Annotated in this window: 26 protein-coding genes; 4 read left to right on the top strand and 22 right to left on the bottom strand. The window is 63.7% G+C overall.

Annotated features, from left to right (window positions below):
- Positions 1–102: 102 nt before the first annotated feature.
- The 5 genes from AC0L2K_RS15730 to AC0L2K_RS15710 form a co-directional block, all read right to left on the bottom strand.
- On the bottom strand, positions 103–426 hold the full coding sequence (locus AC0L2K_RS15730) for an integration host factor subunit alpha (RefSeq protein WP_023798387.1): 324 nt from the start codon (positions 424–426) through the stop codon (positions 103–105).
- A 105-nt stretch (positions 427–531) separates the two neighbouring features.
- A complete protein-coding gene (locus AC0L2K_RS15725; protein ID WP_023798388.1) occupies positions 532–1,503 on the bottom strand; it encodes a beta-ketoacyl-ACP synthase III in 972 nt (323 codons plus the stop codon).
- Between the two features lie 9 nt (positions 1,504–1,512).
- On the bottom strand, positions 1,513–2,583 hold the full coding sequence (gene plsX / locus AC0L2K_RS15720) for a phosphate acyltransferase PlsX (RefSeq protein ID WP_128183722.1): 1,071 nt from the start codon (positions 2,581–2,583) through the stop codon (positions 1,513–1,515).
- A 131-nt stretch (positions 2,584–2,714) separates the two neighbouring features.
- Complete coding sequence (locus AC0L2K_RS15715) at positions 2,715–3,278, bottom strand: YceD family protein (RefSeq protein ID WP_023798390.1); 564 nt, start codon at positions 3,276–3,278, stop codon at positions 2,715–2,717.
- A gap of 27 nt (positions 3,279–3,305) precedes the next feature.
- A complete protein-coding gene (locus AC0L2K_RS15710) occupies positions 3,306–3,848 on the bottom strand; it encodes a ubiquinol-cytochrome C chaperone family protein (protein WP_473531741.1) in 543 nt (180 codons plus the stop codon).
- A gap of 115 nt (positions 3,849–3,963) precedes the next feature.
- Between AC0L2K_RS15710 and AC0L2K_RS15705 the strand changes: the two genes are divergently transcribed.
- Positions 3,964–4,506, top strand: a complete 543-nt coding sequence (locus AC0L2K_RS15705; RefSeq protein ID WP_473481812.1) for an outer membrane protein assembly factor BamE — start codon at positions 3,964–3,966, stop codon at positions 4,504–4,506.
- Between the two features lie 292 nt (positions 4,507–4,798).
- Here AC0L2K_RS15705 and AC0L2K_RS15700 read toward each other — a convergent pair whose 3' ends face one another.
- Positions 4,799–6,940 (bottom strand): sodium-translocating pyrophosphatase, encoded by a 2,142-nt coding sequence (locus AC0L2K_RS15700; RefSeq protein WP_128169988.1) that lies wholly within the window; start codon positions 6,938–6,940, stop codon positions 4,799–4,801.
- 495 nt (positions 6,941–7,435) lie between these two features.
- Between AC0L2K_RS15700 and AC0L2K_RS15695 the strand changes: the two genes are divergently transcribed.
- Positions 7,436–7,636: a type II toxin-antitoxin system HicB family antitoxin gene (locus tag AC0L2K_RS15695; protein ID WP_473531740.1), complete on the top strand. Its 201-nt coding sequence runs from the start codon at positions 7,436–7,438 to the stop codon at positions 7,634–7,636.
- Positions 7,633–7,839 (top strand): type II toxin-antitoxin system HicA family toxin, encoded by a 207-nt coding sequence (locus tag AC0L2K_RS15690; RefSeq protein WP_473531739.1) that lies wholly within the window; start codon positions 7,633–7,635, stop codon positions 7,837–7,839. Before AC0L2K_RS15695 ends, AC0L2K_RS15690 begins: the two co-directional genes overlap by 4 nt.
- Positions 7,840–7,849: 10 nt before the next feature.
- Here AC0L2K_RS15690 and AC0L2K_RS15685 read toward each other — a convergent pair whose 3' ends face one another.
- From AC0L2K_RS15685 to AC0L2K_RS15610, 16 genes are all read right to left on the bottom strand, one after another.
- Positions 7,850–8,614, bottom strand: a complete 765-nt coding sequence (locus AC0L2K_RS15685) for an ABC transporter permease (RefSeq protein ID WP_473531738.1) — start codon at positions 8,612–8,614, stop codon at positions 7,850–7,852.
- A complete protein-coding gene (locus AC0L2K_RS15680) occupies positions 8,611–9,549 on the bottom strand; it encodes an ABC transporter ATP-binding protein (RefSeq protein WP_473531737.1) in 939 nt (312 codons plus the stop codon). Before AC0L2K_RS15680 ends, AC0L2K_RS15685 begins: the two co-directional genes overlap by 4 nt.
- Entirely contained in the window at positions 9,546–10,712 is a 1,167-nt protein-coding gene (locus AC0L2K_RS15675) for an ABC transporter permease (protein ID WP_236389698.1), read from the bottom strand. The genes AC0L2K_RS15680 and AC0L2K_RS15675 overlap by 4 nt, the downstream gene beginning before the upstream one ends.
- Positions 10,713–10,748: 36 nt before the next feature.
- Positions 10,749–11,660: a glycine betaine ABC transporter substrate-binding protein OsmF gene (gene osmF / locus AC0L2K_RS15670; protein WP_473531736.1), complete on the bottom strand. Its 912-nt coding sequence runs from the start codon at positions 11,658–11,660 to the stop codon at positions 10,749–10,751.
- A gap of 214 nt (positions 11,661–11,874) precedes the next feature.
- Positions 11,875–13,092: an MFS transporter gene (locus AC0L2K_RS15665; RefSeq protein ID WP_473531735.1), complete on the bottom strand. Its 1,218-nt coding sequence runs from the start codon at positions 13,090–13,092 to the stop codon at positions 11,875–11,877.
- Entirely contained in the window at positions 13,089–13,589 is a 501-nt protein-coding gene (gene nusB, locus AC0L2K_RS15660) for a transcription antitermination factor NusB (protein WP_023798402.1), read from the bottom strand. The genes AC0L2K_RS15665 and nusB overlap by 4 nt, the downstream gene beginning before the upstream one ends.
- Complete coding sequence (gene ribH / locus AC0L2K_RS15655; protein ID WP_036263097.1) at positions 13,586–14,080, bottom strand: 6,7-dimethyl-8-ribityllumazine synthase; 495 nt, start codon at positions 14,078–14,080, stop codon at positions 13,586–13,588. The genes nusB and ribH overlap by 4 nt, the downstream gene beginning before the upstream one ends.
- A gap of 377 nt (positions 14,081–14,457) precedes the next feature.
- Positions 14,458–15,075: a riboflavin synthase gene (locus AC0L2K_RS15650; RefSeq protein WP_473531734.1), complete on the bottom strand. Its 618-nt coding sequence runs from the start codon at positions 15,073–15,075 to the stop codon at positions 14,458–14,460.
- A gap of 118 nt (positions 15,076–15,193) precedes the next feature.
- The gene (ribD, locus tag AC0L2K_RS15645) at positions 15,194–16,315 is read right to left on the bottom strand and encodes a bifunctional diaminohydroxyphosphoribosylaminopyrimidine deaminase/5-amino-6-(5-phosphoribosylamino)uracil reductase RibD (protein ID WP_473531733.1); all 1,122 of its coding nucleotides are present in this window, start codon (positions 16,313–16,315) and stop codon (positions 15,194–15,196) included.
- Positions 16,316–16,317: 2 nt separating this feature from the next.
- Positions 16,318–16,794, bottom strand: coding sequence for a transcriptional regulator NrdR (gene nrdR / locus AC0L2K_RS15640; protein ID WP_023798407.1), 477 nt, complete (start codon positions 16,792–16,794; stop codon positions 16,318–16,320).
- 134 nt (positions 16,795–16,928) lie between these two features.
- Positions 16,929–17,513, bottom strand: coding sequence for an invasion associated locus B family protein (locus tag AC0L2K_RS15635; protein ID WP_473531822.1), 585 nt, complete (start codon positions 17,511–17,513; stop codon positions 16,929–16,931).
- Positions 17,514–17,597: 84 nt separating this feature from the next.
- Positions 17,598–18,911 (bottom strand): serine hydroxymethyltransferase, encoded by a 1,314-nt coding sequence (gene glyA, locus AC0L2K_RS15630; RefSeq protein ID WP_473531732.1) that lies wholly within the window; start codon positions 18,909–18,911, stop codon positions 17,598–17,600.
- 338 nt (positions 18,912–19,249) lie between these two features.
- Positions 19,250–20,503, bottom strand: coding sequence for a L,D-transpeptidase family protein (locus AC0L2K_RS15625; RefSeq protein WP_023798410.1), 1,254 nt, complete (start codon positions 20,501–20,503; stop codon positions 19,250–19,252).
- Positions 20,504–20,867: 364 nt separating this feature from the next.
- Positions 20,868–21,383: a transcriptional regulator LdtR gene (gene ldtR / locus AC0L2K_RS15620; RefSeq protein WP_027154640.1), complete on the bottom strand. Its 516-nt coding sequence runs from the start codon at positions 21,381–21,383 to the stop codon at positions 20,868–20,870.
- 256 nt (positions 21,384–21,639) lie between these two features.
- On the bottom strand, positions 21,640–22,062 hold the full coding sequence (locus AC0L2K_RS15615; RefSeq protein WP_287237383.1) for a DUF6163 family protein: 423 nt from the start codon (positions 22,060–22,062) through the stop codon (positions 21,640–21,642).
- A complete protein-coding gene (locus tag AC0L2K_RS15610) occupies positions 22,059–23,102 on the bottom strand; it encodes an enoyl-CoA hydratase/isomerase family protein (protein ID WP_287237382.1) in 1,044 nt (347 codons plus the stop codon). Before AC0L2K_RS15610 ends, AC0L2K_RS15615 begins: the two co-directional genes overlap by 4 nt.
- A gap of 205 nt (positions 23,103–23,307) precedes the next feature.
- Here AC0L2K_RS15610 and hemB point away from each other — a divergent pair, with 205 nt between their 5' ends.
- Positions 23,308–24,339 carry a porphobilinogen synthase gene (gene hemB / locus AC0L2K_RS15605; RefSeq protein WP_287237380.1) on the top strand — a complete coding sequence of 344 codons (1,032 nt, stop codon included), beginning with the start codon at positions 23,308–23,310 and terminating at the stop codon, positions 24,337–24,339.
- Positions 24,340–24,626 lie beyond the last annotated feature (287 nt).

Raw genomic sequence — 24,626 nt, 5'->3', positions numbered from 1 at the left:
TGTCCTGCCGAATCGAGCCTTATTTCAGCGGTTTATGAAACAATATTCAAGCCCGGCGTCAAAGCAGGCGACCGTTTTCAACCGGGCTTTGAAGCGCAGGCGCTATTTGCTGCCCTTGGCCTTGCTGATCTGGTGCGCGCGCAGGATGCGGTTCTTCAGCACATTCGACGATTTGAAGGTCATCACGCGGCGCGGCAGGATCGGCACTTCCTCGCCGGTTTTGGGGTTGCGCCCGATGCGCTCGTTCTTGGAGCGGACATGGAAGGTTGCGAACGACGACAATTTCACCGTCTCGCCGCGAACGATCGCCTCGCAGATCTCGTCCAGAACCGCTTCGACGAGCTCGGCCGATTCAGTACGCGACAGGCCAACCTTGCGATAAACGGCTTCAGCAAGATCGGCGCGCGTAAGTGTCTTTCCCCCCATGCGAACCGTCCCCATCAGCTCAAAAAACATAACTCTATATAAGCAAAGATAGAGCCTAAGTAATTGATCCGGCAAGGTCAAGGACCGAACCGGTCCGTTCGGCACTTACCAGCGAACCAGGACCGCGCCCCAGGTGAAGCCGCCGCCCATCGCCTCGATCAGCACCAGATCACCCTTCTTGATGCGGCCGTCGGCGACCGCCACCGACAGCGCCAGCGGCACCGAAGCAGCCGAAGTGTTACCGTGCAAATCGACGGTAACCACCACCTTTTGTTCCGCTATCCCGAGCTTCCTGGCGGAAGCGTCGATAATCCGCTTGTTGGCCTGATGCGGCACGAACCAGTCGAGATCTTCAGCGGTGATCCCGGCAGCTGAGAACGTCGCCTCGATGACGTCGGTGATCATGCCGACCGCGTGCTTGAACACTTCGCGGCCTTCCATCCTGAGATGGCCCACCGTTCCGGTGGTCGACGCTCCACCGTCGACGAACAGCTTGTCCTTGTGAGCCCCGTCGGAGCGCAGGCTGGCAGCCAGCACGCCGTGGTCGGCAATGCCGCCCGCCCCCTCGCCTGCTTCCAGCACCATCGCGCCGGCGCCGTCGCCAAACAGCACGCAGGTCGAGCGATCGCTCCAGTCGAGGATGCGCGAAAAGGTTTCGGAGCCGATCACCAGCACGCGTTTGGCGAGGCCGCCGCGGATATAGAGGTCGGCCGTCGTCACCGCGTAGACGAAGCCCGAGCACACCGCCTGCATGTCGAAGGCGAAGCCGTGATGCATGCCGAGCCGGTTCTGGATGTCGACGGCGGTCGCCGGAAAGGTGTTGTTGGGAGTCGAGGTCGCCAGCACGATCAGGTCGATATCGGCCGGCGTCAGGCCGGCATTGTCGAGGGCTGCGCGCGCCGCCGCCTCGCCGAGCGAAGCCGTCGTCTCGTCGTCGGCCGCGATATGGCGCTGGCGGATGCCGGTGCGCTGGGCAATCCATGCGTCTGACGTCTCGACCATGCCTTCGAAATCGGCATTCTTCATGATGCGGCGGGGCAGCGCGGAGCCTGTGCCGCGCACGACTGATCTGATCAAGGCTCTTTCCTATTCCTCTGCGTCGGCAACGACGTCGGATTTCCTGGATGTCTGGGCATGCGGATTGCGCGCATGGAACAGATCAAGATCGGCTTCGATGCGATCGAGCAGATTGTTGCGCACCATGTCGTAGCCAAGCTCGATCGCCGCCGCGAAGCCGTCCGAATCGGCGCCGCCATGGCTTTTCACCACGACGCCGTTCAGACCCAGGAAAACCCCGCCGTTGGAGCGGCCGACATCCATCTTTTCGCGCAGGCGATCGAAGGCGCCCTTGGCGAATACATAGCCGATCCTGGCCATCAGCGTGCGGTCCATCGCGGCGCGCAGGTAACCGGCGATCTGCCGTACCGTGCCTTCCGCCGTTTTCAGCGCGATGTTGCCGGCAAATCCTTCGGTGACGACCACGTCGACCGTGCCCTTGCCGATGTCGTCGCCCTCGACGAAACCATGGTAGTTCATCGAGGCCATGTTGGCCTCGCGCAACATGCGGCCCGCCTCCTTGACCTCTTCCTGGCCCTTGATCTCCTCGACGCCGACATTGAGCAGACCGACGCTCGGCCGTTCGATGCCGAAAACCGAGCGCGCCATGCCAGTGCCCAGAATGGCAAAATCAACCAGTTGATGCGCATCCGCGCCGATGGTGGCGCCGACGTCCAGCACCACGCTTTCGCCACGCAATGTCGGCCACAGCGCCGCGATCGCCGGACGGTCGATGGTCGCCATGGTGCGGAGGCAGAATCGCGACATCGCCATCAGCGCGCCGGTGTTGCCGGCCGAGATGCAGGCGTCGGCAGTGCCTGCCTTGACCGCCTCGACCGCTTTCCACATCGACGACTTCCAGCGGCCATGGCGCAGCGCCTGGCTCGGCTTGTCGTCCATCCGGACTGCTATCTCGCAGTGGACGAACTCGCTGACTTCCGCCAGCTTGGGCAGCTTTGCGAGTTCGGGGCGCACTGCCTCCTCGCGACCATAGATGACGAAGCGGATGTCGGGACGCCGGGTCGCGACCGTCATGAGCGCCGGGATGACCACGCTTGGTCCGTGATCGCCGCCCATGGCATCGATGGAAATCCTGATCACGCGGTGTTCATCTCACAGTTTGCTTGAGCGAGCGCCTGGCGCTGGCAACGGGTTTGGGGCTCGCGAAGGTTCGGCGAAAATAGCGTTTTTGGGCTGCCGCACAACCGGCTTTCTCCGATTGGGTCGGGTTTTCAGGATTTCCCCAGCAGGGAACGCAGCTTTTGCTGAAATTCGCTTTCCGCAGTCCCGGCATCGTCGGCAGCCTCCATCGAAACGCCTTGCTTGCGCGGATAGGGATCGATCGCCAGTCCAAAGAACTGTTCGGCGAGCGCCCCGACATCGATTGAATTGCCGGAAAATGTTTCCGGGCTGTCCGGCCCTTCGGCATCGAGCATTATCTCGCCACCGCCCTCGAAACCCTGCCGCCCGAGCTTCGACTGCTCCGGCAGGAACAGTGCGTCGACCGCCTCGTCAATATGCGCCTCGATCGGGTCCAGGGTGACGATGCAGGCCTGGGTGATATCGGCCTCGACGCGGCCGCTGACCTTGACGCCGTTGCGCTTCCATGGCGCCACCAGCAGTTCGGCGCGATAGTTCTCGACCGACAGCAACTCGTGCTCGCCTGCCAGCGCGGCGCGCTGCGCGGCGTCGGCCTCGATCAGCACCGGCAGTCCCTTTTGCGGCAGCCGGGCGACGTTGGCCACGAAGGACACGGGGCTCTGGCGATCGGGGCTCTGGGAATCGGCGTGTTTCATATTTTCCTTTTAAATAGGCTTGTTTTCTTAAATAGGTTTGGCCGCGGGGAATGCCACAGTGCCGGAAACAATCCATTCGGTCGGCTGTTCCGCGAGTCGCCTGGAGACATCGGCGACGTAGCCGGCCAGATGCGCCGCCTGCGGCCAGGTGCCGGCATCGGGCCTGACATTGCGGGCAAGCGCCGCGACGAGTGCGTCATGGTCGTTTCGTTCCAGCGCATCGTCATAGGCGGCGGTGCGGCCATAAAACATCTTCGCCAGTTTCTTCATGCGCTTCGGCACGCCAACGTCGCCGATGCCGAGTTCGCGCAGCGAATGCTCGACATCCATGAAGAACTCGTCGATCAGCACCTGCGCGACCTCCCCGGCAACACCACCCTCGCCGCGCAGCCGGTGCTGGAACAGGAACATGTGCAGGGACAGCATCTCGAAGCGGCCAAGCGGCGTGTCCGGGACATCCCACTCGGAATAAAACACGGTTTGCCGCGCCGCTGCCACGATTTGTGCGTAAAGCGCCTCGGTGATAGCGCGGTTGGCGTGACGTTCGCGACCAAAAAGGCGTTGGAACATTGAGGGTGGTCTCCCGGGGACCGTTTGTTTGAATTGGCCTTGTTGCATCGGCGAGCAAGCTGGTTTACCGGTTTTGCGGCCCAGCGCAAGTTGCGGCCAGCTAATGGAGTTGTAGTTGCGCGCGCTGAAAATCAAATCGACTTTTCTGCCCAGGTCCGCATTTCCGAGATCCGCCGGCGCGATCTCGCTGCTGGTGGTCGCTTCGGCGCTTTGCGCCTGCAACTCGTCGAAGATGATCGGTGATCTCAATCCGAGCGAGACGCTGACGCAGGGCTACGTCATCGACCAGCAGGCAATCGACCTGGTGCCGGTCGGCTCGAGCCGCGAACAGGTGCTTCTGGCGCTCGGCACCCCGTCGACCAAGGCGACTTTCGACAACGAGGCCTTCTACTACATCTCACAGACGCGCAAGCGTTACGTCGCCTTCGACAAGCCGAGGCTGGTCGACCAGAAGGTGCTGGCCGTCTATTTCGGCGAGGACGGGCGCGTTACCCAGATCGCCAATTACGGCCTGAAGGACGGCAAGGTGTTCGATTTCATCTCGCGGACCACGCCGACCGGCGGCAAGGACCAGAACTTCCTCAGCCAGATCATGGGCGGCGCCAGCAAGCTGGCGCCCGGCCTCCCCGGCGGCGGCGGCGCCTCGCCCGGCACCTGATCAATCCCGGCAGAATCGGCTTCTCATCCTTTTTTTGCTTCCCCTCTTTTAACTTCGAGGGGAAGCAGCAACATCTCAGGCGACCGAAAACCCGCGGGAGCGATCCTGCGGGTTTTTGTTTTGAGACAGAAAGCCATTGTCGCAGGCTGCGGGCCGCAGACGACTTGAACGCGAGCTTTTGGAGCTGTCACGGGCGTCAATTCCCTGATGCTGGACGTCCAAAATAGACGAACCCGCGGGATCGCTCCCGCGGGTTCGGTTGTGGATCTCGGCCTCGGAAGGCCAAGCCGCCTCAGCCGTGCGCGAGCACGGCCAGCAGCAGCAGGGCGACGATGTTGGTGATCTTGATCGCCGGGTTGACTGCCGGCCCGGCGGTGTCCTTGTAGGGATCGCCAACCGTGTCGCCGGTCACCGAGGCCTTGTGCGCCTCGGAGCCCTTGAGATGCTTGACGCCGTCCTTGTCGGTAAAGCCGTCCTCGAACGATTTTTTCGCATTGTCCCAGGCGCCGCCGCCAGAGGTCATCGAGATGGCGACGAACAGGCCGTTGACGATGACGCCGAGCAGCGAGGCGCCAAGTGCTGCAAAGGCGGACGCCTTGGAGCCCGAGATCAGCAGCACGCCGAAATAGACGACCAGCGGCGCCAGCACCGGCAGCAGCGACGGAATGATCATTTCCCGGATCGCCGCCTTGGTCAGAAGATCGACCGCACGCGCATAGTTCGGCTTCGAGGTGCCGGCCATGATGCCCGGATCCTCGCGGAACTGCTTGCGCACCTCCTCGACGATGGCGCCCGCCGCACGGCCGACAGCCGTCATGGCGATGCCGCCGAACAGATACGGAATCAGACCGCCGAAGATCAGACCGGCGACGACATAAGGGTTGGAGAGGTCGAAAGAGACGTCGCCCATGCCCTGGAAGTAAGGGTATTTGTCGCCATTGGCGGCAAAGAACTTCAGGTCGTTGGAGTAAGCCGCAAACAGCACCAGCGCGCCGAGACCGGCCGAACCGATGGCGTAACCCTTGGTCACCGCCTTGGTGGTGTTGCCGACGGCATCGAGCGCATCGGTCGACTGGCGCACTTCCTTGGGCAGGCCGGCCATTTCGGCAATGCCGCCGGCATTGTCGGTGACCGGGCCGAAGGCGTCGAGCGCAACGATCATGCCGGCAAGGCCGAGCATCGTGGTGACCGCGATCGCCGTGCCGTAGAGGCCGGCGAGCTGGTAGGTCGATATGATGCCGCCGACGATGACGATCGCCGGAAGTGCCGTCGATTCCAGCGAGACCGCAAGGCCCTGGATGACGTTGGTGCCGTGACCGGTGACCGAGGCCTGGGCGATGGAGTTCACCGGGCGTTTGTCGGTGCCGGTGTAGTATTCGGTGATCACCACGATGAGGCCGGTCACCGCGAGACCGATCAGGCCGCAGATGAACAGGTTCGCGCCGGTGATGGCCATGCCGGCGACCGTGCCGATCTCGCCCCAGCCCAGCGTTGCCGAGGTGGCGATGCCGAGGCCGACGATCGACAGCAGGCCGGTGACGATCAGGCCCTTATAGAGCGCGCCCATGATCGAGCCGTTGGAGCCGAGCTTGACGAAGAAGGTGCCGACGATGGAGGTCAGGATGCAGGCGCCGCAGATGGCCAGCGGATAGAGCATCGTGGCGCTGAGAACGGCGGTGCCGCCGAAGAAGATGGCGGCGAGGACCATGGTGGCGACCACGGTCACCGCATAGGTCTCGAACAGGTCGGCGGCCATGCCGGCGCAGTCGCCGACATTGTCGCCGACATTGTCGGCGATGGTGGCCGGGTTGCGCGGATCGTCTTCGGGAATGCCGGCTTCGACCTTGCCGACGAGATCGCCGCCGACGTCGGCGCCCTTGGTGAAGATGCCGCCGCCGAGACGGGCGAAGATCGAGATCAGCGAGGCGCCGAAGCCGAGCGAAACCAGCGAGTCGATGACGACGCGGTCGTTGGGCTGGAGGCCGATGAATTGGGTGAGGATCAGATAATAGATCGAGACGCCGAGCAGGGCCAGGCCAGCGACCAGCATGCCGGTGATGGCGCCCGACTTGAAGGCGATCTCGAGGCCGGCTGCGAGGCTGTTGGAGGCCGCCTGCGCGGTGCGCACATTGGCGCGCACCGAGACGTGCATGCCGATGAAGCCGGCGGCGCCCGACAGAACGGCGCCGATCAGGAAGCCGATGGCGGCGGTGATCGAAAGCAGCCACCAGGCGAGCAGCAGGACCACGACGCCGACGATGGCGATGGTGGTGTACTGGCGCGCCAGATAGGCCTGCGCGCCTTCGCGGATGGCCGCGGAAATTTCCTGCATGCGTGCATTGCCCTGATCGGCCGCGAGGACCGATTTTGTCGCCCAGATGGCGTAAAGGACTGAAAGCAGACCGCAGGCGATGACAGCTAAAATTATGGTCATTGCCGGATTTTCCTCGATTGATGACCCAAAAGAACCCCTCCCTGGGCCGTTGAGACAGGGAGCGGATTCCGCGCGCCGAATCCGCTCCCCTCGCATCGGCTTATGCGAAACAGGGCTGCGAACGTCAAGATATTGTTCGGTTTTTGCCCGGCTTTCGCTCAAAAGCCCCGGCTTTCGCTCAAAAGCCCCGGCCTTCGCCCAAAAGCAATGGGCGGCAACACGCTCGCCAGCGCCGCCACCCGATCAGATCGATTGAAATCGGCTGGCGGTTGTCAGCCTTTGCGCAGGTCGCAGTCCAGCCTGACGGCGAAGATCGGCACCGCCAGCATGGTCATGTAGAACATGAAAGACTTCTGCTAACCGTTGCAGACGTTGGACTGCCACACCCGTCGAGAGCCTGATCAGGCAGGCAGAACTTGCAGACAGACAGCGCTCATGCAGCTTTGCAAATATCGGCGGCGCAGCCTATCTTCAGGGTGGAGTTGGAGATGACCGATGAAGTTCAAGGCGATCATTCACGAAGCCGAAGAAGGTGGCTACTGGGCCGAAGTGCCGGCAATTCCCGGCTGCGCGACCCAGGGTGAAACCTTGGACGAACTTGTCGAGAACTTGCGTGAAGCAATCGAAGCCTGCCTCTCGGTAGAGCCGCTATCTTTCACTTCAGAACCCGGCCGGGTCATGGAAATCGCTGTTTGAAGTCCATTTCCGGCAAGGAGCTTGCGCGTGCCATCGAGCGGCAAGGCTGGAAGCTTTTGCGTGTTGCCGGCAGTCATCACATCTACGGCAAGGAAGGCAGCATCGTGCGCCTTTCGATCCCGGTACACGGCAACAGGCCGCTCAAAACAGGACTCTTGCGACATCTCTTGGCGCTGGCCGAGATGAGCGAAGGCGATATCTGAGTTTTGCTAATTACGCCGTCTCCTGCCCCATGCGGCGTGCGGTATAGCGCTCGATCGCCGACAGCCCGTCATAGATCAGCACGGCAAGGGCGGCGACGATCAGGCCGCCCTGCAGGACGAAGGCGAGGTTGTTGGACAACAGACCGGCGATGATCACCTCGCCGAGCGTCCTGGCCGCCACGGTCGAGCCGATCGTCGCGGTGGCGAGGCTGATGACCACCGAAAGCCGGATACCGCCGATAATGATCGGCGCGCTGAGCGGCAGCTCGACCTTGACCAGCCTTTGCCAGCCGGTCATGCCGGCGCCGCGCGCCGCCTCGACCACATTGGCCGGCAGCGTCGTCAGCCCGGTCAGCGCGTTCTCGAAGATCGGCAGCAGGCCGTAGAGAAACAGCGCGATCAGTGTCGGCTTCTCGCCAAAGCCGACGGCCGGCACGGCCAGCGCCAGCACCGCCACCGGCGGAAAGGTCTGGCCGATATTGACCAGGCTGCGCGACAGCGGCAGGAATTCGACGCCGGCCGGCCGGGTGACCAGGATGGCGAGCGCCACGGCAACGATGGTTGCCGCCACCGTCGCGATCAGCACGGTCCTCAGGTGCAGCAGCGTCAGCGTCAACAGGCTGCCCTGGTTGTAGATTGCCGGCGCGTTGCTCTCGGTCAGCGGCTTCAGCAGCGGCTCGAACCAACCCGGATTGGTCACGAACGCAATGAGCAGCACCACCAGGGCAAGCCTGAGCAGTGACGGAAGCCAGGCTTTTACACCGGCCTCTTTCATGCCGGCCTCGCCGCGCGTTTCACCAGCCCATCCACAGTCACGCGGCCGAGCGGCTTGCCATCCGCGCCTGTCACCGGCAACGCCGGGCGTCCCGACCACAACAGTTCGGCCAGCGCATCGCGCTGGCTGGCCTCGGCGGGGATCGCCTCGCCTTCGGCGGTGCCCGTCTCCACGGCGTCGCGCACCCGGCCGAGCGACAGCAGCCTGAACGGTTTTTCGCTGGCGCCGACCAGGGTCTCGACGAAGGCGCTGGCCGGCTTCGCCAGGATCTCGGCGGGCCTGGCATATTGCACCAGCTTGCCGGCATCCATCACCGCGATCTTGTCGCCCATATGCACCGCCTCTTCCATGTCGTGGGTGACGAGGATGATGGTGGTGCCGAAGCGCTTCTGGATCGCCAGAAGGTCCTCCTGCGCCTTGTTGCGGATGATCGGGTCGAGCGCGCCGAACGGCTCGTCCATCAACAGCACATTCGGCTCCGCGGCAAGCGCCCTGGCGACGCCAACGCGCTGCTGCTGGCCGCCGGAGAGTTCGTGCGGATAGCGTGGCCCGAACGCCTGGGGATCGAGCTGGTAGAGCGTCATCAACTCGTCGACACGGCGCTTGATGCGGGCGGCGTCCCAGCCGAGCAGCACCGGCACGGTGGCGATGTTCTGTGCCACGGTGCGATGCGGAAACAGCCCATGGCCCTGAATGGCGTAACCGATGCTGCGGCGCAGCTCGTAGCCGGGCAGCGAGCGGTTGTCGGCGCCGTCGAGCCTGATCACGCCGGCGGTCGGCTCGACCAGCCGGTTGATCATGCGCAGCAGGGTCGTCTTGCCGGAGCCGGAGGTGCCGACGATGACGGCGATGGTGCGCGGCTCGATCACCATCGACACGTCGTCGACGACGGTCGTCGCGTCATAGCGCTTGGTAATGCCTTCGATCTCGATCATGCCGGTTGTGCCTCGCGTCGCCTGGTGGAGGTCATTTCGATCAATGCGTCGAGGATGATGGCGGCAGCAAAGGCCATAGCCACCGTCGGAACGGCGCCGAGCAGCACCAGGTCCATTGCCGTCTGGCCAACGCCCTGGAACACGAACACGCCGAAACCGCCGCCGCCGATCAGCGCGGCAATGGTAGCAAGGCCGATGTTTTGGACCAGCACGATGCGGATGCCGGTGAGGATCACCGGGAAGGCCAGTGGAAATTCGACGCCGAACAGGCGCTGGCGCTCGGTCATGCCCATGCCGCGTGCGGCATCGTTGGCGGCGCGCGGCACGCCGGCAAGACCGACCACGGTGTTGGCCACAACCGGCAGCAGCGAATAGAGGAACAGGGCGACGAAGGCGGGCGCGGTGCCGATGCCGCGAATGCCGAGGGAGGCCGCGCCGGGCACATGCGTGGCGACCCAGCCGAGCGGCGCGATCAACAGGCCGAACAGCGCGATCGAGGGAATGGTCTGGATAATGTTCAGCACGTTGAGCACGCCGGCCCGCAATTTTTCGACGCGGTGGCAGAGGATGCCAAGCGGCAAGCCTGCTATCACCGCCGCCGCCAGCGAGCCCAGCGCCAGCGTCACATGCTTGGAGCCTTCGGCCCAAAAACTGTCGGCACGGTTGGCGTATTCCTTGAGAATCGACAGACTGTTCCAGCTGCCCGAGACCAGCAGCAGGCCGATCGCCGCTGCCGCGACGACGAGCACGCCGATCCGCGCCGATGGCGACAGGTTCAGCCTCGTCAGCCCATCGGCGAGCAACAGCGTAAAGGCGAAGATGAGCAGCCAGAAACCCGAAGCCGGCGAGATGCGGGCAAAGCTGTTGCCCTCAGGCGTCAGGAAGCTGCCGGCGACGCCGATCAGCAGCGCCAGTGCGGCAAGCGCGACCACGCTGGCGGCCAGGCGCGGTACCAGCGGCGTTTTCAGCAAGGCGACGACCGCCGCAACGACGACGACTGCAAGCAGCAGCGGCCCCAACGTCGGCGGCAGCGCTTCAAGAATCGAGCGCGCCTCGCCCGGCACGATGCGATTGGCGCGCAAGGTGGCAAAGGGCGCGGCGAAGGCGGCATAGGCAACGATCGCGGCGATGACCACGCCGAGCTTGTCGAGGCGGGTGGTCATGGCGCGCCTCGCACCGGCGTCACGACAGGGAACGGCCTACTTCAAAAACCCGTTCTTCTTCAAAAAGTCTTCGGCGACGCCCTTGACCGGCTCGCCGCCGACCTGAACGCGGCCGTTCAGTTCCTGCAGGGTGACGAGGTCGAGCTTGGCGAAGACCGGCTTCAGCAGCGTCTCGATTTCGGGATGCTCCTTCAGCACCGCCTCGCGGATGATCGGAGCCGGCTGGTAGACCGGCTGCACGCCCTTGTCGTCTTCGAGCACGACCAGGCCGGACGGCGCGATGCCGCCGTCGGTGCCGTAGACCATGGCGGCGTTGGCGCCGTTGGTCTGGTTCGCCGCGGCGGCGATGGTCGCCGCCGTATCGCCGCCGGAGAGCGTGATCAGCTGGTCCGGCTTAAGCGTGAAACCATAGGTGGTCTGGAAAGCCGGCAGCGCGGCAGCCGAATTGACGAATTCGGCCGAGGCCGCCAGCACCACCTGGCCGCCGCCGGAGACATATTTGCCGAAGTCGGACAGCGTCGCCAGCTTGTTGGTCTCGGCGACATCCTTGCGCAGCGCAATCGCCCAGGTGTTGTTGGCCGGCGACGGCGACAGCCAGACGATCTTGTTGGCGTCGTAGTCGAGCTTCTTGGCCGTTTCATAGCCCTTGGCGGCATCCTTCCACACCGGATCGTCGGCCTTTTCGAAGAAGAAGGCGGCATTGCCGGTGTATTCCGGATAGATGTCGATCTCGCCGGCGGTGATAGCCTTGCGCACCACAGGGGTGCCGCCAAGCTGGATGCGGTCGGTGGTCTGGATGCTGTTGGCGTTCAGCACCAGCTGGATGATGTTGCCGAGCACGCCGCCTTCGGTGTCGATCTTCGACGACACGACAACCTGAGCGCTCGCCGAGGCCGCGGAGATGCCGAGCGCCAGTGCCGCGCCGGCCAGAACCTTGACTGAAAACATTTCACAAATCCCTTGCTGAGAACCGGACTGCGGCTGCCGCATATGAGCATGGCTTCAATGCCCCGTCGGGGCACACGGTTTCATAAGAAGGGGGATGGGGGCAATAATTTTGTTCGGATGCGGGTGAATCCGCTGCTGTCTGATCCCGACAGCGTCATGTCACTAAAGCACTTTGGATTTTGCGCATGATCCTTTCCGAACCTTCGGTTCGGGGTCATGAGCTGGTCGGCCGCGCGGTCATCTTCAGCACGCCCAGCGCCACGAAGCACAGCACCGTCACCGGGAAGATGATCCAGTTCAGCATCTCCCAGCCCCAGGCGTTGTAGACCGCGCCCGACATCAGCGAGGCGAAGGCGACGGAGCCGAACAGGACGAAGTCGTGAAAACCCTGGACCTTGGCCTTTTCCGATGGCCGGTAGCTGTCGGCGACCATGGCGGTGGCGCCGATGAAGCCGAAATTCCAGCCAAGGCCGAGTAGGATCAGCGCCGTCCAGAACTGCCACAGCGCCAGGCCCGAAAGCGCCACCACGGCGCAGCCGATCAGCAGCACAAGGCCGGTTGCGACAATCCGTTCGGCGCCGAAGCGATAGATCAGCGAGCCGGTGAAGAAGCTCGGCGCGAACATCGCCATGACATGCCAGGAAATGCCGAGCGTGGCGTCGTCCGTCGACAGGCCGCAGCCGACCATGGCTAGCGGCGCGCCGGTCATGACGAAGCTCATCAGCGCATAGCTGCCGACGGCGCAAAACAGCGCCGCAACGAAACGCGGCCTGGTGACGATCTCGGCGAGCGGCCGCGCGTCGCTGTCGGCGATTTCCGCTTTGCCCGTCGCCCTGGCCGGGATGCGCAGCAACGACAGGATGGCAGCGCCGACCGCCGCCAGCACCAGGATGGAGGCAAACGAGCCGGCAAACATCACCGGAGCAAACAATTCGCGGGTGAAGATGACGATCTGCGGCCCGAGAATGGCGGTGACGATGCCGCCGGCCAGCACGAAGGAGATGGCGCGCGCCTTGAATTCAGCCGGCGCGTTGTCGGCGGCGGCGAAGCGGAATTGCTGGACGAAGGCACCGCCGATGCCGATCACCAGCAGGCCGAAGGCGAACAGCCAGAAGCTGGCTTGAAATAGCGCCAGCGTGGCGACCAGACCGCCGAGCGCAGTGACGATCGTCCCGGTCATGAAGCCGTCGCGCTGGCCGAGCCGGCGGATGATGGCTGCGGCCGGCAGGGCGCCGAGCGCCACGCCGACGTTGAAGCCGGTGATCGGCGCCGTCGCCAGCGACTTGTCGGAGCCGAGCAGATAATATCCGGCCAACCCACCCACGGAAATGGCGATGGGTGCGGCCGAGCCGATGATCGCCTGCGAAGCGGCAAGGATGAGCGCCGTGCGGCGCGCTTCCCTGCCGGCCTCGGCGATAGCGACGGCCGTCATGAAGCGTCCTTGCCACGCCCTTCGCCGCGCACCCGGCGAGACACGCGATCGAGCACCGCGTTGACCAGCTTCGGCTCGTCTTCTTCGTAAAACGCCTTGGCGATATCGACATATTCCGAGACGATGACAGCCACCGGCACGTCCTCGCGCTTCATCAGCTCGTAGACGCCGGCGCGCAATATGGCGCGCAGCGTCGAATCGAGCCTGGACAACGGCCAGTCCTCGGTCAGCGCCTGGCGGATGATCGGATCGATCGTCTTCTGGTTCTCGACGACGCCGGCGAGGATGGCGCGAAACCATTGAGCGTCGGCCTCGCGATAGAGCGCGCCGTCGACTTCCTTGCCGAGCCTGAACGCCTCGTATTCGGCGGTGATCTCGAAGACGCCGCTGCCGGCCACATCCATCTGGTAGAGCGCCTGCACGGCGGCCAGACGGGCTGCACCGCGCTTGTTGGCGTGGCGCACCGCGGGCTGGCCGGGCGATGCGGGTTCGCTCACGACCGCTCTCCCAACTGTTGCTTGAGCGCAATCATGGTCAGCGCCGCACGCGCGGCAAAGCCACCCTTGTCGCCTTCCGAACGCCTGGCCCGCGTCCAGGCCTGCTCGTCATTTTCGGTGGTCAGGATGCCGTTGCCGATGCAGACCGCTTCCTGGACGGACAGGTCCATCAGGGCACGGCTCGATTCATTTGCGACGATGTCGAAATGATAGGTGTCGCCGCGCACGATGGTGCCGAGGGCGACAAAGCCGTCATAGCTCGACCCGCCTTCGGCGGCGCCGTCGAGGGCGAAGGAAATCACTGCGGGAATTTCGAGCGAGCCCGGAACGGTGACGACGTCGTATGTCGCGCCAGCTTCCTCGAGCGCGCTTGTCGCGCCTTCGAGCAGCGCGTCGGCAAGGTCGTCATGGAAGCGTGCCTCGATGACAAGAAGGTGGGCCTTCTTCTTCGGGCGAATGAACGCTTTGCCGTGTTGGGATGTGCCAGCCATAGATGTCTCCGGGATCGCCGGTGACTTAGGCCGAAGCCGGTTTGATCGCAAGCAGAAGATTGGTCGAGATGCGGACGTGCCTGATTATTGGTTTCATTGGTTTCCTCCGAAGCCGGCGCTGCCCCTCATTGCCCTGCCGGGCATTTCTCCCCGTAAACGGGCGAAAGAGGCTGGCCGCATCGCCGGCGCCCTTCTTGCAACGCTGGTGATTGGCGAAACCATCGATGAAATCGCCCCTCGCCCCGTTTACGGGGAGAGGTCGCCGGCAGGCGGGTGAGGGGCAGCGCCAACGGAACGGAACAAGGCGCTAATCAGATCCGAGGTGCTCGTCCTGTTCAGACAACCGTATGAATCCACGCCGCTCTCCGGCAGGGCCATCAAAGCCCCTCTTTCGCGGCCTCCGCCAGGCGCGCCGCGTAGCGGGCCATGGTGTCGATCTCCAGATTGACGCGGTCGCCGACATCACGTTCGCCCCAGGTGGTCACGGTCAGCGAGTGATGGATCAAGAGCACGTCGAAGCGCGTGCCGTCGACCTTGTTGACGGTAAGCGAGGTGCCGTCGAGCGCGACCGAGCCCTTGGGTGCGATGAATTTGGCCAGGTCGCGCGGCGCTTCCAGCGTAAAGCGCACGGCATCGCCCTCCTCCTTGCGCGCAACGATCTCGGCCATGCCGTCGACATGGCCTGAAACGATGTGGCCACCGAGTTCGTCGCCGATCTTCAGCGCCCGCTCCAGATTGATCCTGGTGCCGGATTTCCAGCCCATGGCCGTCGTCAGCCTGAGTGCCTCTTCCCAGGCCTCGACCTCGAACCAGCGCGCGTTGGCGCCGCTTTCCGGCAGCGCCGTCACCGTCAGGCAGACGCCGCTGCAGGAAATCGAAGCCCCAATGGCGATCGTCTGCGGGTCATAGGCGGTGTCGATGCGCAAGCCGACGCCCTCTCTCAGCGGCTTGACGGCAGCGACGGTGCCGACATCGGTGACAATCCCGGTAAACATCAGATCTTGTCTTCTTGGTTGGCCATGATCTTTTCCGAAAACCGGTTCCCACTTTTCGGGATCATGTCTTTCAGTCTAACCATGTTCTTGTCCAAATAGCGGTTCCCACTTTTTGGGATCATGGTCTTATCCACTCGGCGTAGCTGTCTTCGCCGAAACGCATGTCGCGCAATTTGCGAAATCCTGCCGGGATATGATCGGCGTCGATGGGCGATGCAATGCCGCGCTTGCCGATCGGCTCCTGCCCCTGGAACAGCACGATGCGGTCGACCAGCCCTTCGGCGAGGAAGGCCTTGGCCACCTTGGCGCCACCCTCGACCAGCACGCTCGCCATGCCGAGTGCGGCCAGATCCTCGAGCAACTCCGGCAGCGCAATATCGCCTTCATACGTCTCGGTGCCGATGAAGCGCACGCCGGCGCGTTCGAGCGCGGCGCGCCGATGCGGATCGGCTTCGGCACAGGCGGCGACGTAAAGCGGAACTCGGTCGACGCCGACTATCAGTTTCGACGTCTCCGGCAGCCTGATCTGGCGGTCGAGCACGATGCGCGCCGGCGAGCGGTTCTCCAGCCCCGGCAACCGCACCGTCAGCGCCGGATCGTCCTCCAGCGCCGTGCCGATGCCGATCAGTACGCCGTCGGCTTCGGCGCGCATCAGATAGACTTCGCGCCGGGCGATGTCGCCGGTGATCGAGACCTGCCCCGCGCCTTCCATGCCGATCTTGCCGTCGCTGGAAAGCGCAAGTTTCAGGATCACTTCCGGACGTTTTTTCAGAGATCGAATGAGATAGCCGGCCATCTGCTCTGCGGCTTCGGCCACCAGCACCTTTTCGACCACCTCGACACCGGCGACACGCAGGATCGCATAGCCGTTGCCGGACACGCGTGGATCGGGGTCGCTCGCAGCCCCAACCACCCGCGCGACGCCGGCATTGACCAGTGCGCTGGCGCAAGGCGGGGTGCGGCCATGGTGGGCGCAGGGCTCCAGTGTGACATAGGCGGTGGCGCCGCGTGCGAGTTCGCCGGCCTCGGCCAGCGCCTCGGTCTCGGCATGCGGCCGGCCGCCGACAGCGGTGACGCCGGTGCCGACGATCATCGGCCCGGCGCCGTCGTCGCGCACGATCAGCGTGCCGACGGAAGGGTTGGTCGAGGTCCGCCCGGCGTTTTTCCGCGACAGCCTCAGTGCCGCCGCCATGAAGCGGCGATCAAGAACCTCTTGCTCGGCTTGGCTGCGCATTGCCATGCTCAGCCGGCGTCCTCTTCCTTGAGCTCGTCACCTTTCAGTTCACCCAGCACGTCGTGAAAATCCTTGGCCTCGCGGAAATTGCGATAGACCGAGGCAAAGCGCACATAGGCGACGTCGTCGAGCGACTTCAGCGCCTCCATGACCAGGCGGCCCACCTCGCCCGAGGCGACCTCGGTCTCGCCGGAGCTTTCGAGCTGGCGCACGATGCCGGTCACCGCGCGGTCGATGCGCTCCGGATCGACATTGCGCTTGCGCACCGCGATCTCGACCGAGCGCAGCAGCTTGTCGCGGTCGAACGGCACCTTGCGTCCGGACTTCTTCACCACAACGAGGTCGCGCAACTGCACCCGTTCGAAGGTAGTGAAGCGGCCGCCGCAATCGGGGCAGACGCGCCGCCTGCGGATCGCCGCGCCGTCTTCGGCGGGGCGCGAATCCTTCACCTGCGTATCTTCGGACTGGCAGTAGGGACAGCGCATGGGCAGCCTTGTGTTCGCGATTCTCGTGGAGCGAAGGCTTAGAGGTTTTTGCCGCGATGGCAAAGTATCGGGTCGCGCCTCAGAGATAGCGAGGTGCGGGGAAAATTGCCAGCATCAACGGCAATACCGGCCGATTACGGCGCGACGTCAGCAGTCGGGAACCCACATGACACGCCGAGGCTGCGATAGGCCTTGGTGAAGCCGTCCATCGATACGGTCGCGACCGGCGTGTCGGCGAATATGACGTCGAGCGCGCTGGCGCGGCGCATGGCACGCAGCAGCGCCAGGCTGATCTCGGGCTTGTTGTTCAACATCCATTTTCCGCCGGCACCGGCCATGGCATCGACGGTCGCCTTGACCTTGCCGTTGCCATCGCCGAACACCGCCGGAATGTTCTCGCCAGTCGGCAAGTCCTTGTTCTTCATGGCGATGACGAGGGTCGGATAGCCATTGGGCGGCAGTGCATCCCCGTTCGAGATGGCAAGCGTGAGCGTGCCGCTGGTACCGCTCGCGTCGAGAAAGGCGGTCGAGGCGACGCAGGTTTTGCGCAGATCCTCACCGGTATCGATCTCGTCGACAGTGGTGGACCAGTTGCCGAAGGTTTCGGTCTTCGGTGCGGCTGGGGTGGGCGCAGACTGTGCCAGGGCGGCGGACGACAAGGTGGTCAATGTGACCAGCACGCCAAGCGCGCCAAAGCCAGCGACACCGAAAATCTGCATCATCGTCAAGGCTCCTGTCCGGACTCCGTCCCCGCTGAAAAAGTGCTTCTCGTCCGGCGATAAGGGACGACACTTTGCGTGAGTTCAACCGAGATAGGGATAGAGCGGAAAACGATCCGTCAACGCGGCCACCTTCGCCTTCACCGCTGCTTCGACGGCTGCATTGCCGTCGTCGGAATTCGCGGCCTTGAGCCCGTCCAGCACCTCGGCGATCAGCTTGCCGATCTCGCGGAACTCGGCCTGGCCGAAACCGCGCGTGGTGCCGGCCGGCGTGCCGAGGCGCACGCCCGAGGTGACGAACGGCTTTTCGGGATCGAAAGGGATGCCGTTCTTGTTGCAGGTGATGTTGGCGCGGCCAAGCGCTGCCTCGGCACGCTTGCCGGTGGCGTTCTTCGGCCTGAGGTCAACCAGCATCAGATGGTTGTCGGTGCCACCGGAGACGATGTCGAGGCCGGTTTCCTGCAGGCTGGAGGCCAGCGCCTTGGCATTGGCGGCAACGCCCTCGGCATAGATCTTGAAGCTTGGCTTCAGCGCTTCGCCGAAGGCCACCGCCTTGGCGGCGATGACATGCATCAGCGGACCACCCTGCAGGCCTGGAAACACCGCCGAGTTCATCTTCTTGGCGATGTCCTCGTCATTGCACAGGATCATGCCGCCGCGCGGGCCGCGCAGCGACTTGTGCGTGGTGGTGGTGACCACATGGGCGTATGGCAGCGGCGACGGATGCACGCCGCCGGCGACCAGGCCGGCGATGTGGGCCATGTCGACCATCAGATAGGCGCCGATCGAGTCGGCGATCTCGCGAAAACGCTTCCAGTCCCAGACGCGCGAATAGGCAGTGCCGCCGGCCAGGATCAGCTTCGGCCTGGTCTCGTGGGCGGTCTTCTCGATCGCGTCCATTTCGAGCAGGTGATCGTCCCTGCGGACGCCGTAGGAAACGACCTTGAACCATTTGCCGCTCATGTTGACCGGCGAACCGTGCGTCAGGTGGCCACCGGAATTCAGGTCGAGCCCCATGAAGGTGTCGCCGGGCTGCAGCAGCGCCAAAAAGACCGCCTGGTTCATCTGGCTGCCGGAATTCGGCTGGACATTGGCGAAGTTGCAGCCGAACAGCTTTTTGGCGCGCTCGATGGCCAGTTCCTCGGCCACGTCGACGAACTGGCAGCCGCCATAGTAGCGCTTGCCGGGATAGCCCTCGGCGTATTTGTTGGTCATGACCGACCCCTGCGCTTCCAGCACGGCGCGGGAGACGATGTTTTCCGAAGCGATCAGCTCGATCTCGTGGCGCTGGCGGCCGAGTTCGTTGCGGATCGCGCCGAAAATCTCCGGATCGGCATCGGCAAGCGTGGTTTCGAAGAAGGATTCGAATTTGTTCGACACTGCCGCTGCTGTTGCCATGCTTGAAATCCTTGTTGTCCGGGGGGCCTGCCGCGCCATTAACACAGTTGCTTTCGCCCTGCCACGTTTGCGGCGCGAAATTTGCTGGTCGGATTGCGGCAGCGAGGCGAAGAGCCACCTATTTTCCATTCCTGCCGGCCGTTCAGCAAGGCTTGGCGACGCCCTTGCTGTTCGGCTAACGGTTTCCATCACCAGGGCCCGCAGAGGACTTTCACCTCCAAGTCATCGACCGGCTGCCATCCCGGCCAAACGGTGCTTGCCCACCACGCGCCATGCGTGGCGGACGATACAAAAAGGCCGCCCTCAGAGGCGGCCTTTTCAGCTAAAAAATCAGTGGCTTAGAGCGCAGAGGTGATCTGCAGCTCGTTGGCTCCGTCGAGCCCGTAGATGTCGTCGCGGAACTGCACGACGCCAGGCCCCGTCGACCAGGCCGAGATGTAGAGGAAAAAGACCGGCACCGGATTGGTGACCTGCACCGGGATGTTCTCGCCGCTCTTGATCGACGCCTCGAAATGCTGGCGGCTCCAGCCCGGCGTGTCGCGCAGGATCCAGGTGACGAGGTCGCGCACGTTCTGGACGCGCACGCAGCCTGAGGAATCGAAGCGCATCATTTTGCCGAACAGGCTCTGCTGCGGCGTGTCGTGCATGTAGACGCCGTCCGGACTCGGGAAATTGATCTTGACCGAGGCCATCGCATTGCCGGCGCCCGGATCCTGGCGAAAGCGGTATTTCTCCGCGTCGTCGGTCGACCAGTCGACGGTCAGTGGATCGACCTCGCTGCCATCCGGTGCGAACAGCCGGATCTTGCTGTCCTTGAGATAGTTGGGGTCCTTCCGCATCAGCGGGATGATGTCCTTGCGCACGATCGAGACCGGCGCGTTCCAGTAAGGATTGACGATGATCTCGTTGATCTTGGAATCGACGATCGGCGTCTGGCGATCGATCTTGCCGACAACGGCGGTGTGGCGCAGCACGACGCGGTCGTTCTCGACCGCTTCGATCTGGGCGCCAGGGATATCGACCAATACATAGCGGTTGCCCAGCGTACCGGCGCGTTCGTTCAGCCGCTGCAGATTGGTCTGCAGCTGGCCAAGCCGGACCTGCGCCGAGACATTCATCGCCGCATAGCTATATTGGCCCAGGGTGCCGTCGGAAGGCAGGCCATGACGCGCCTGGAAGCGCTTGACCGCCGCATCGACATAGGAATCGAAGGCCTCTGAAAGGCCGGCGCTCTGCGCCAGGTCGCCCGAAACCATCAAGCGCCTGCGCAATGGCACCACATCGGGATCGATGACGCCGAGTTGCAATTTCTTGGTGTCCGGGACCCGCTCCCAGCCGCCCTGCGCGACAATATTCTGATACTGCGCGATAGCCTGCTCGGTGTACGCAACGGTCTGCAGGCTGACGATCGGCAGCGTCGAGGCCACCTTGCCGCCCTCGCTGGCGCGGGCGTCGAACTGGTCGTTCCAGTTGCCGCGGCCCGAGGATTTCAGGATGTCCGCGATCACGTCCTGCGCGCTGGCGCCACCGGCAACCATCGTCGCGGCCAATGCGGAGGCTCCGGAAAGGAAGAAACGGCGACTGGTTCTCATGTACGCTCCAGATAGTCCTGTAACAGTTTTTTCACCGGGCGATCCGCCCGCATGCTAGGCCGGCCCACTCTAAGGGTGGCGCCCTTAACAATTAGCCAACCATGCCCCAATCGCTTCTGTGCGAGAACGCGACCGGGCGCGACGCCTTCACAGAGGCGGTTGGCGGGGAGACGGATTGGCTCGCGCCGCAACATCACCCGCGTTCTCGCTTCCACCGGGAATATGGCGGCAACGTGACCCTGACCGCGATTTGGATCGGCTGGCCCTCACGAAACGCAAAGACCGATGCTTTTCGGCACCGGTCTTTTGGATCGCTCCCCGACCGCGCTTGTGGCGCAGTTGCCCCTTCATGCGAGGGACATGCTTACATCCGGTAGGCGATGGTGTCGTTCCAGAAGCGGTCGAGGCGCTGCAGGGCGCGGTTCATTTGCTTGAATTCTTCCGTGTTGATGCCGCCGACCTGCTCGATCGAGCCGACATGACGCTCGTAGAGGCCGGCGACGACTTCCGCCACCTCACTGCCCTTCGGCGTCAGCGAGACCCGCACCGAACGGCGGTCGATGCGCGAGCGCTGGTGGTTGATGAAGCCGAGATCGACCAGCTTCTTCAGATTGTAGGAGACGTTCGAGCCGAGATAATAGCCGCGCGAGCGCAGCTCGCCGGCGGTCAGTTCCGAATTGCCGATATTGAAGAGCAGCAGCGCCTGGATGGCGTTGATATCGGAACGGCCGTTGCGGTCGAATTCGTCCTTGATCACGTCAAGCAGGCGGCGGTGCAGCCGTTCCACCAGCTGCAGCGATTCCATGTACAGCGAACGGATCGCCTCGCGGCGGTCATCGGATACGTTGGCGGTCTTCGCCGCCGGGCGGGAATTGATCATTGTCTTTGCCTCTCGTTTGTCGCCTGGTGATTTTTTGTTTTTCACCTTGATCGCGACACTATCGAATACTCATAAAATTCGACTTAAACGCTAGGGCTAACAAGAGCTTACCGGTAATAGGTTTCGAAAGAGGCTTAACGAAGGGTCACCCCAACAAGGATGATTAACCTAAAGATTTAGCCAATGATTGCGGGCGGTAATTTGCCCCGTCCAACCGCAGGCGTGGGCTATTCTTGTAGAGCATCGGTCCGATGCTCTATTGCCGGCTCCGGCGCTTCTGCATCCAGATCACCACGCGAAAGACGATGTAGAGCAGCGCCACCGCCGCATGCGAGGCGAGGATCAGCGGCCGGTGACCGAAGAGTTCGGGAAAGCCGGCATGCATGACGGTCTCGGTCGCCGCGCAGATGAACCAGATCACCGGCCCCCAGGAGGCCAGCATCCACAGACCGGCGGCGGCGAAGGGAAAGAAGACGGCGAGCGTCACCGCCGCCACCTGCCAATGCACCGGCATCAGGTCGAAGCGCCACAACGAGCCGGGATAGAAGCCGATCAGCCGGATCCAGTACAAAATCCCGAACAACAGACAGTAGGCTGAGATGACGCGCTGAAACCAGGCGAAGATGACCTCGGCCGTCGAGGGCTGGAGCACGACGCGTCTCGACGTGACCTCGCTCACAGCGTGAGTTCCCGTTCGCCGAGCGGAGCGAAATAGGCATCGACGTCGGCAGCACCGACGTCGTCGATACCAGCCGGCCGCCATTGCGGCGTCGAGCCCTTGTCGATGATGGCGGCGCGGATGCCTTCGTAGAAATCGTGGCCGGCAAGCATGCGGTTGAGGATGCGGAACTCCATCCGCATGCACTCGTCCATCGACAGCGTCAGCCCGGCGCTGATCTCGCGCCAGGCAACATGCAGGCTGGTCGGCGAGCGGGTGCGGATCGTCGCCAGCGTCTTCGCCGCGAACGCGTCTGCGGGTGCGGCGCGCTCCAGGCTGCCGATGATGTCGCTCAGCGACGGCTGCGCGAAATGGCGGGCGATGGCTTCCAGTGTCGGACTGTCCGTTTCGCGCCGGGCCGGGACGGAAAAGCCGCGCAGCGCCGCTTCAGGGTCGCCTGTCGCAACCAGCCGGTCGAGAAAGCCGGCCTGATCCTGCGCCTTGATCGTGTTCGTCGCCAGGCCCGACCACAAAACGTCGCCATAGCGGATGCGGATTCCGGTCAGGGCCAGATACATGCCGAAGCTGCCACCGAGGCCCGGCAACAGATGACTGGCGCCGACATCCGGGAAAAAGCCGATGCCGACTTCCGGCATGGCGAACTGGGCGTTCTCGGTCAGCAGCCGATGCGAGCCGTGGAACGAGATGCCGACGCCGCCGCCCATGACGATGCCGTCGATCAGCGCGACATAGGGTTTTTCGAACCGCGCGATGCGGGCGTTCAGCCGGTATTCGTCGGCGAAGAAATCGACCGGCGGCTTTCCCACCCGGCCGGCCTCGTAGATGTGGAGGATGTCGCCGCCGGCCGAAAACGCCCTGCCCCCGGCCTTGACGACGACAACATCGACGCCGTCGTCGCGCTCCCAGGCGCGCAGCGCCTTGTCGAGCGCCTTGACCATGCGATGGGTGACGGCATTGAGCGCCTGCGGCCGCGTCAGCGTGACGACGCCGACGCTGCCCAGTCGTTCGAAGCGGATCTCGTTGCCGCCGCCAAAATCCATCGCCTAAAGAATCCCTCGCCCAATGCCGCCGGGACTGAAGTGCTAAAGCGTGGCGCATGGCTGCGTCAATGCCAAGCCGCAATCCTGTCCGGCAACAACGGTCGGGAACTCGTATACCGGTATCCAGCTTGTGCCTGGCACTATCGTGCCGCATTGGTCAGCGGCGGAGGCTCGTGTTAAAAGCCGCCAATCCGGAGTTTTGGCGATGAACAAATTCACCCCAGCAAAGCCTGCCGGCGCGCGCAGCGTCGACGAGATCACCGGCAGTCGCCGTTTGCGCCGCATGCGCAAGGCCGACTGGTCGCGCCGCCTCGTGCAGGAGAACCGGCTCTCCGTCGACGATCTGATCTGGCCGATCTTCGTCGTCGATGGGAACAATATCCGCGAACCGATCGCCGCAATGCCTGGTGTCTTCCGCCTGTCGCTCGACCTTGCCGTCAAGGAGGCCGAGCGCGCGGCAAAGCTCGGCATTCCGGCGATCGCCACCTTCCCCAATGTCGAGCTCGGCCTGCGCGACCAGACCGGCTCGCACATCCTCGATCCGGAAAACGTCATCAACCGCGCCACGCGCGCCATCAAGCGCGCAGTGCCCGAGATCGGCATCATCACCGATGCGGCGCTCGATCCCTTCACCTCGCACGGCCACGACGGCATCTTGCGTGACGGCATCATCGTCAACGACCAGACCGTGGAGCAGGTGACGGCGGCTGCCGTCATCCAGGCTTCTGCCGGCGCCGATATCATTGCCCCTTCCGACATGATGGACGGCCGCATCGGCGCCATCCGCGATGCGCTCGACGCCAATGGTTTTCAGGATGTGGCGATCATGTCCTACGCGACGAAATTCGCCTCCGCCTTCTACGGACCCTATCGCGAGGCGGTCGGCACCGCCGGCCTGCTCAAGGGCGATAAGAAGACCTACTATCTCGACCATGCCAATTCCGACGAGGCCGTGCGCGAGGCCGAGCAGGACCTCGCCGAGGGCGCCGACATGCTGATGGTCAAGCCCGGCCTGCCCTATCTCGACATCATCCGCAGGCTGAAGGACGAATTCCGCATGCCGACCTTCGCCTATCAGGTGTCGGGCGAATATTCGATGATCAAGGCGGCCGCCGCCAATGGCTGGATCGACGGCGACAAGGCGATGCTGGAATCGCTGCTCGCCTTCAAGCGCGCCGGCTGCGACGGCATTCTCACCTATTTCGCGCCTGAAGTGGCGGCGATGCTGAAGGGATGATGTGCATCTGTAGCGCCTAAATTTGGTCCTTCGTCCAAGCGCGCCATGGCCGCCGCAGGGCAAGCGTTTCAGGTTTGCGCTGCCCCTCATTGCCCTGCCGGGCATTTCTCCCCGTATAGTGACGGGGAGAAAGACGCCTTCGCAGAGGATTTCGCCAATCTCCAACATTGCAGAAGGCGAGCCGAGGTTGCGGCCAGCCCCTTCGCCCCGTCACTATACGGGGAGAAGGTGCCGGCAGGCGGATGAGGGGCGGCACCGACATCGACAATTGCTTATTCCAACACGAG

This window comes from Mesorhizobium sp. WSM4817 (assembly GCF_055811135.1).
This window is presented reverse-complemented; position numbering and strand designations above follow the sequence as displayed.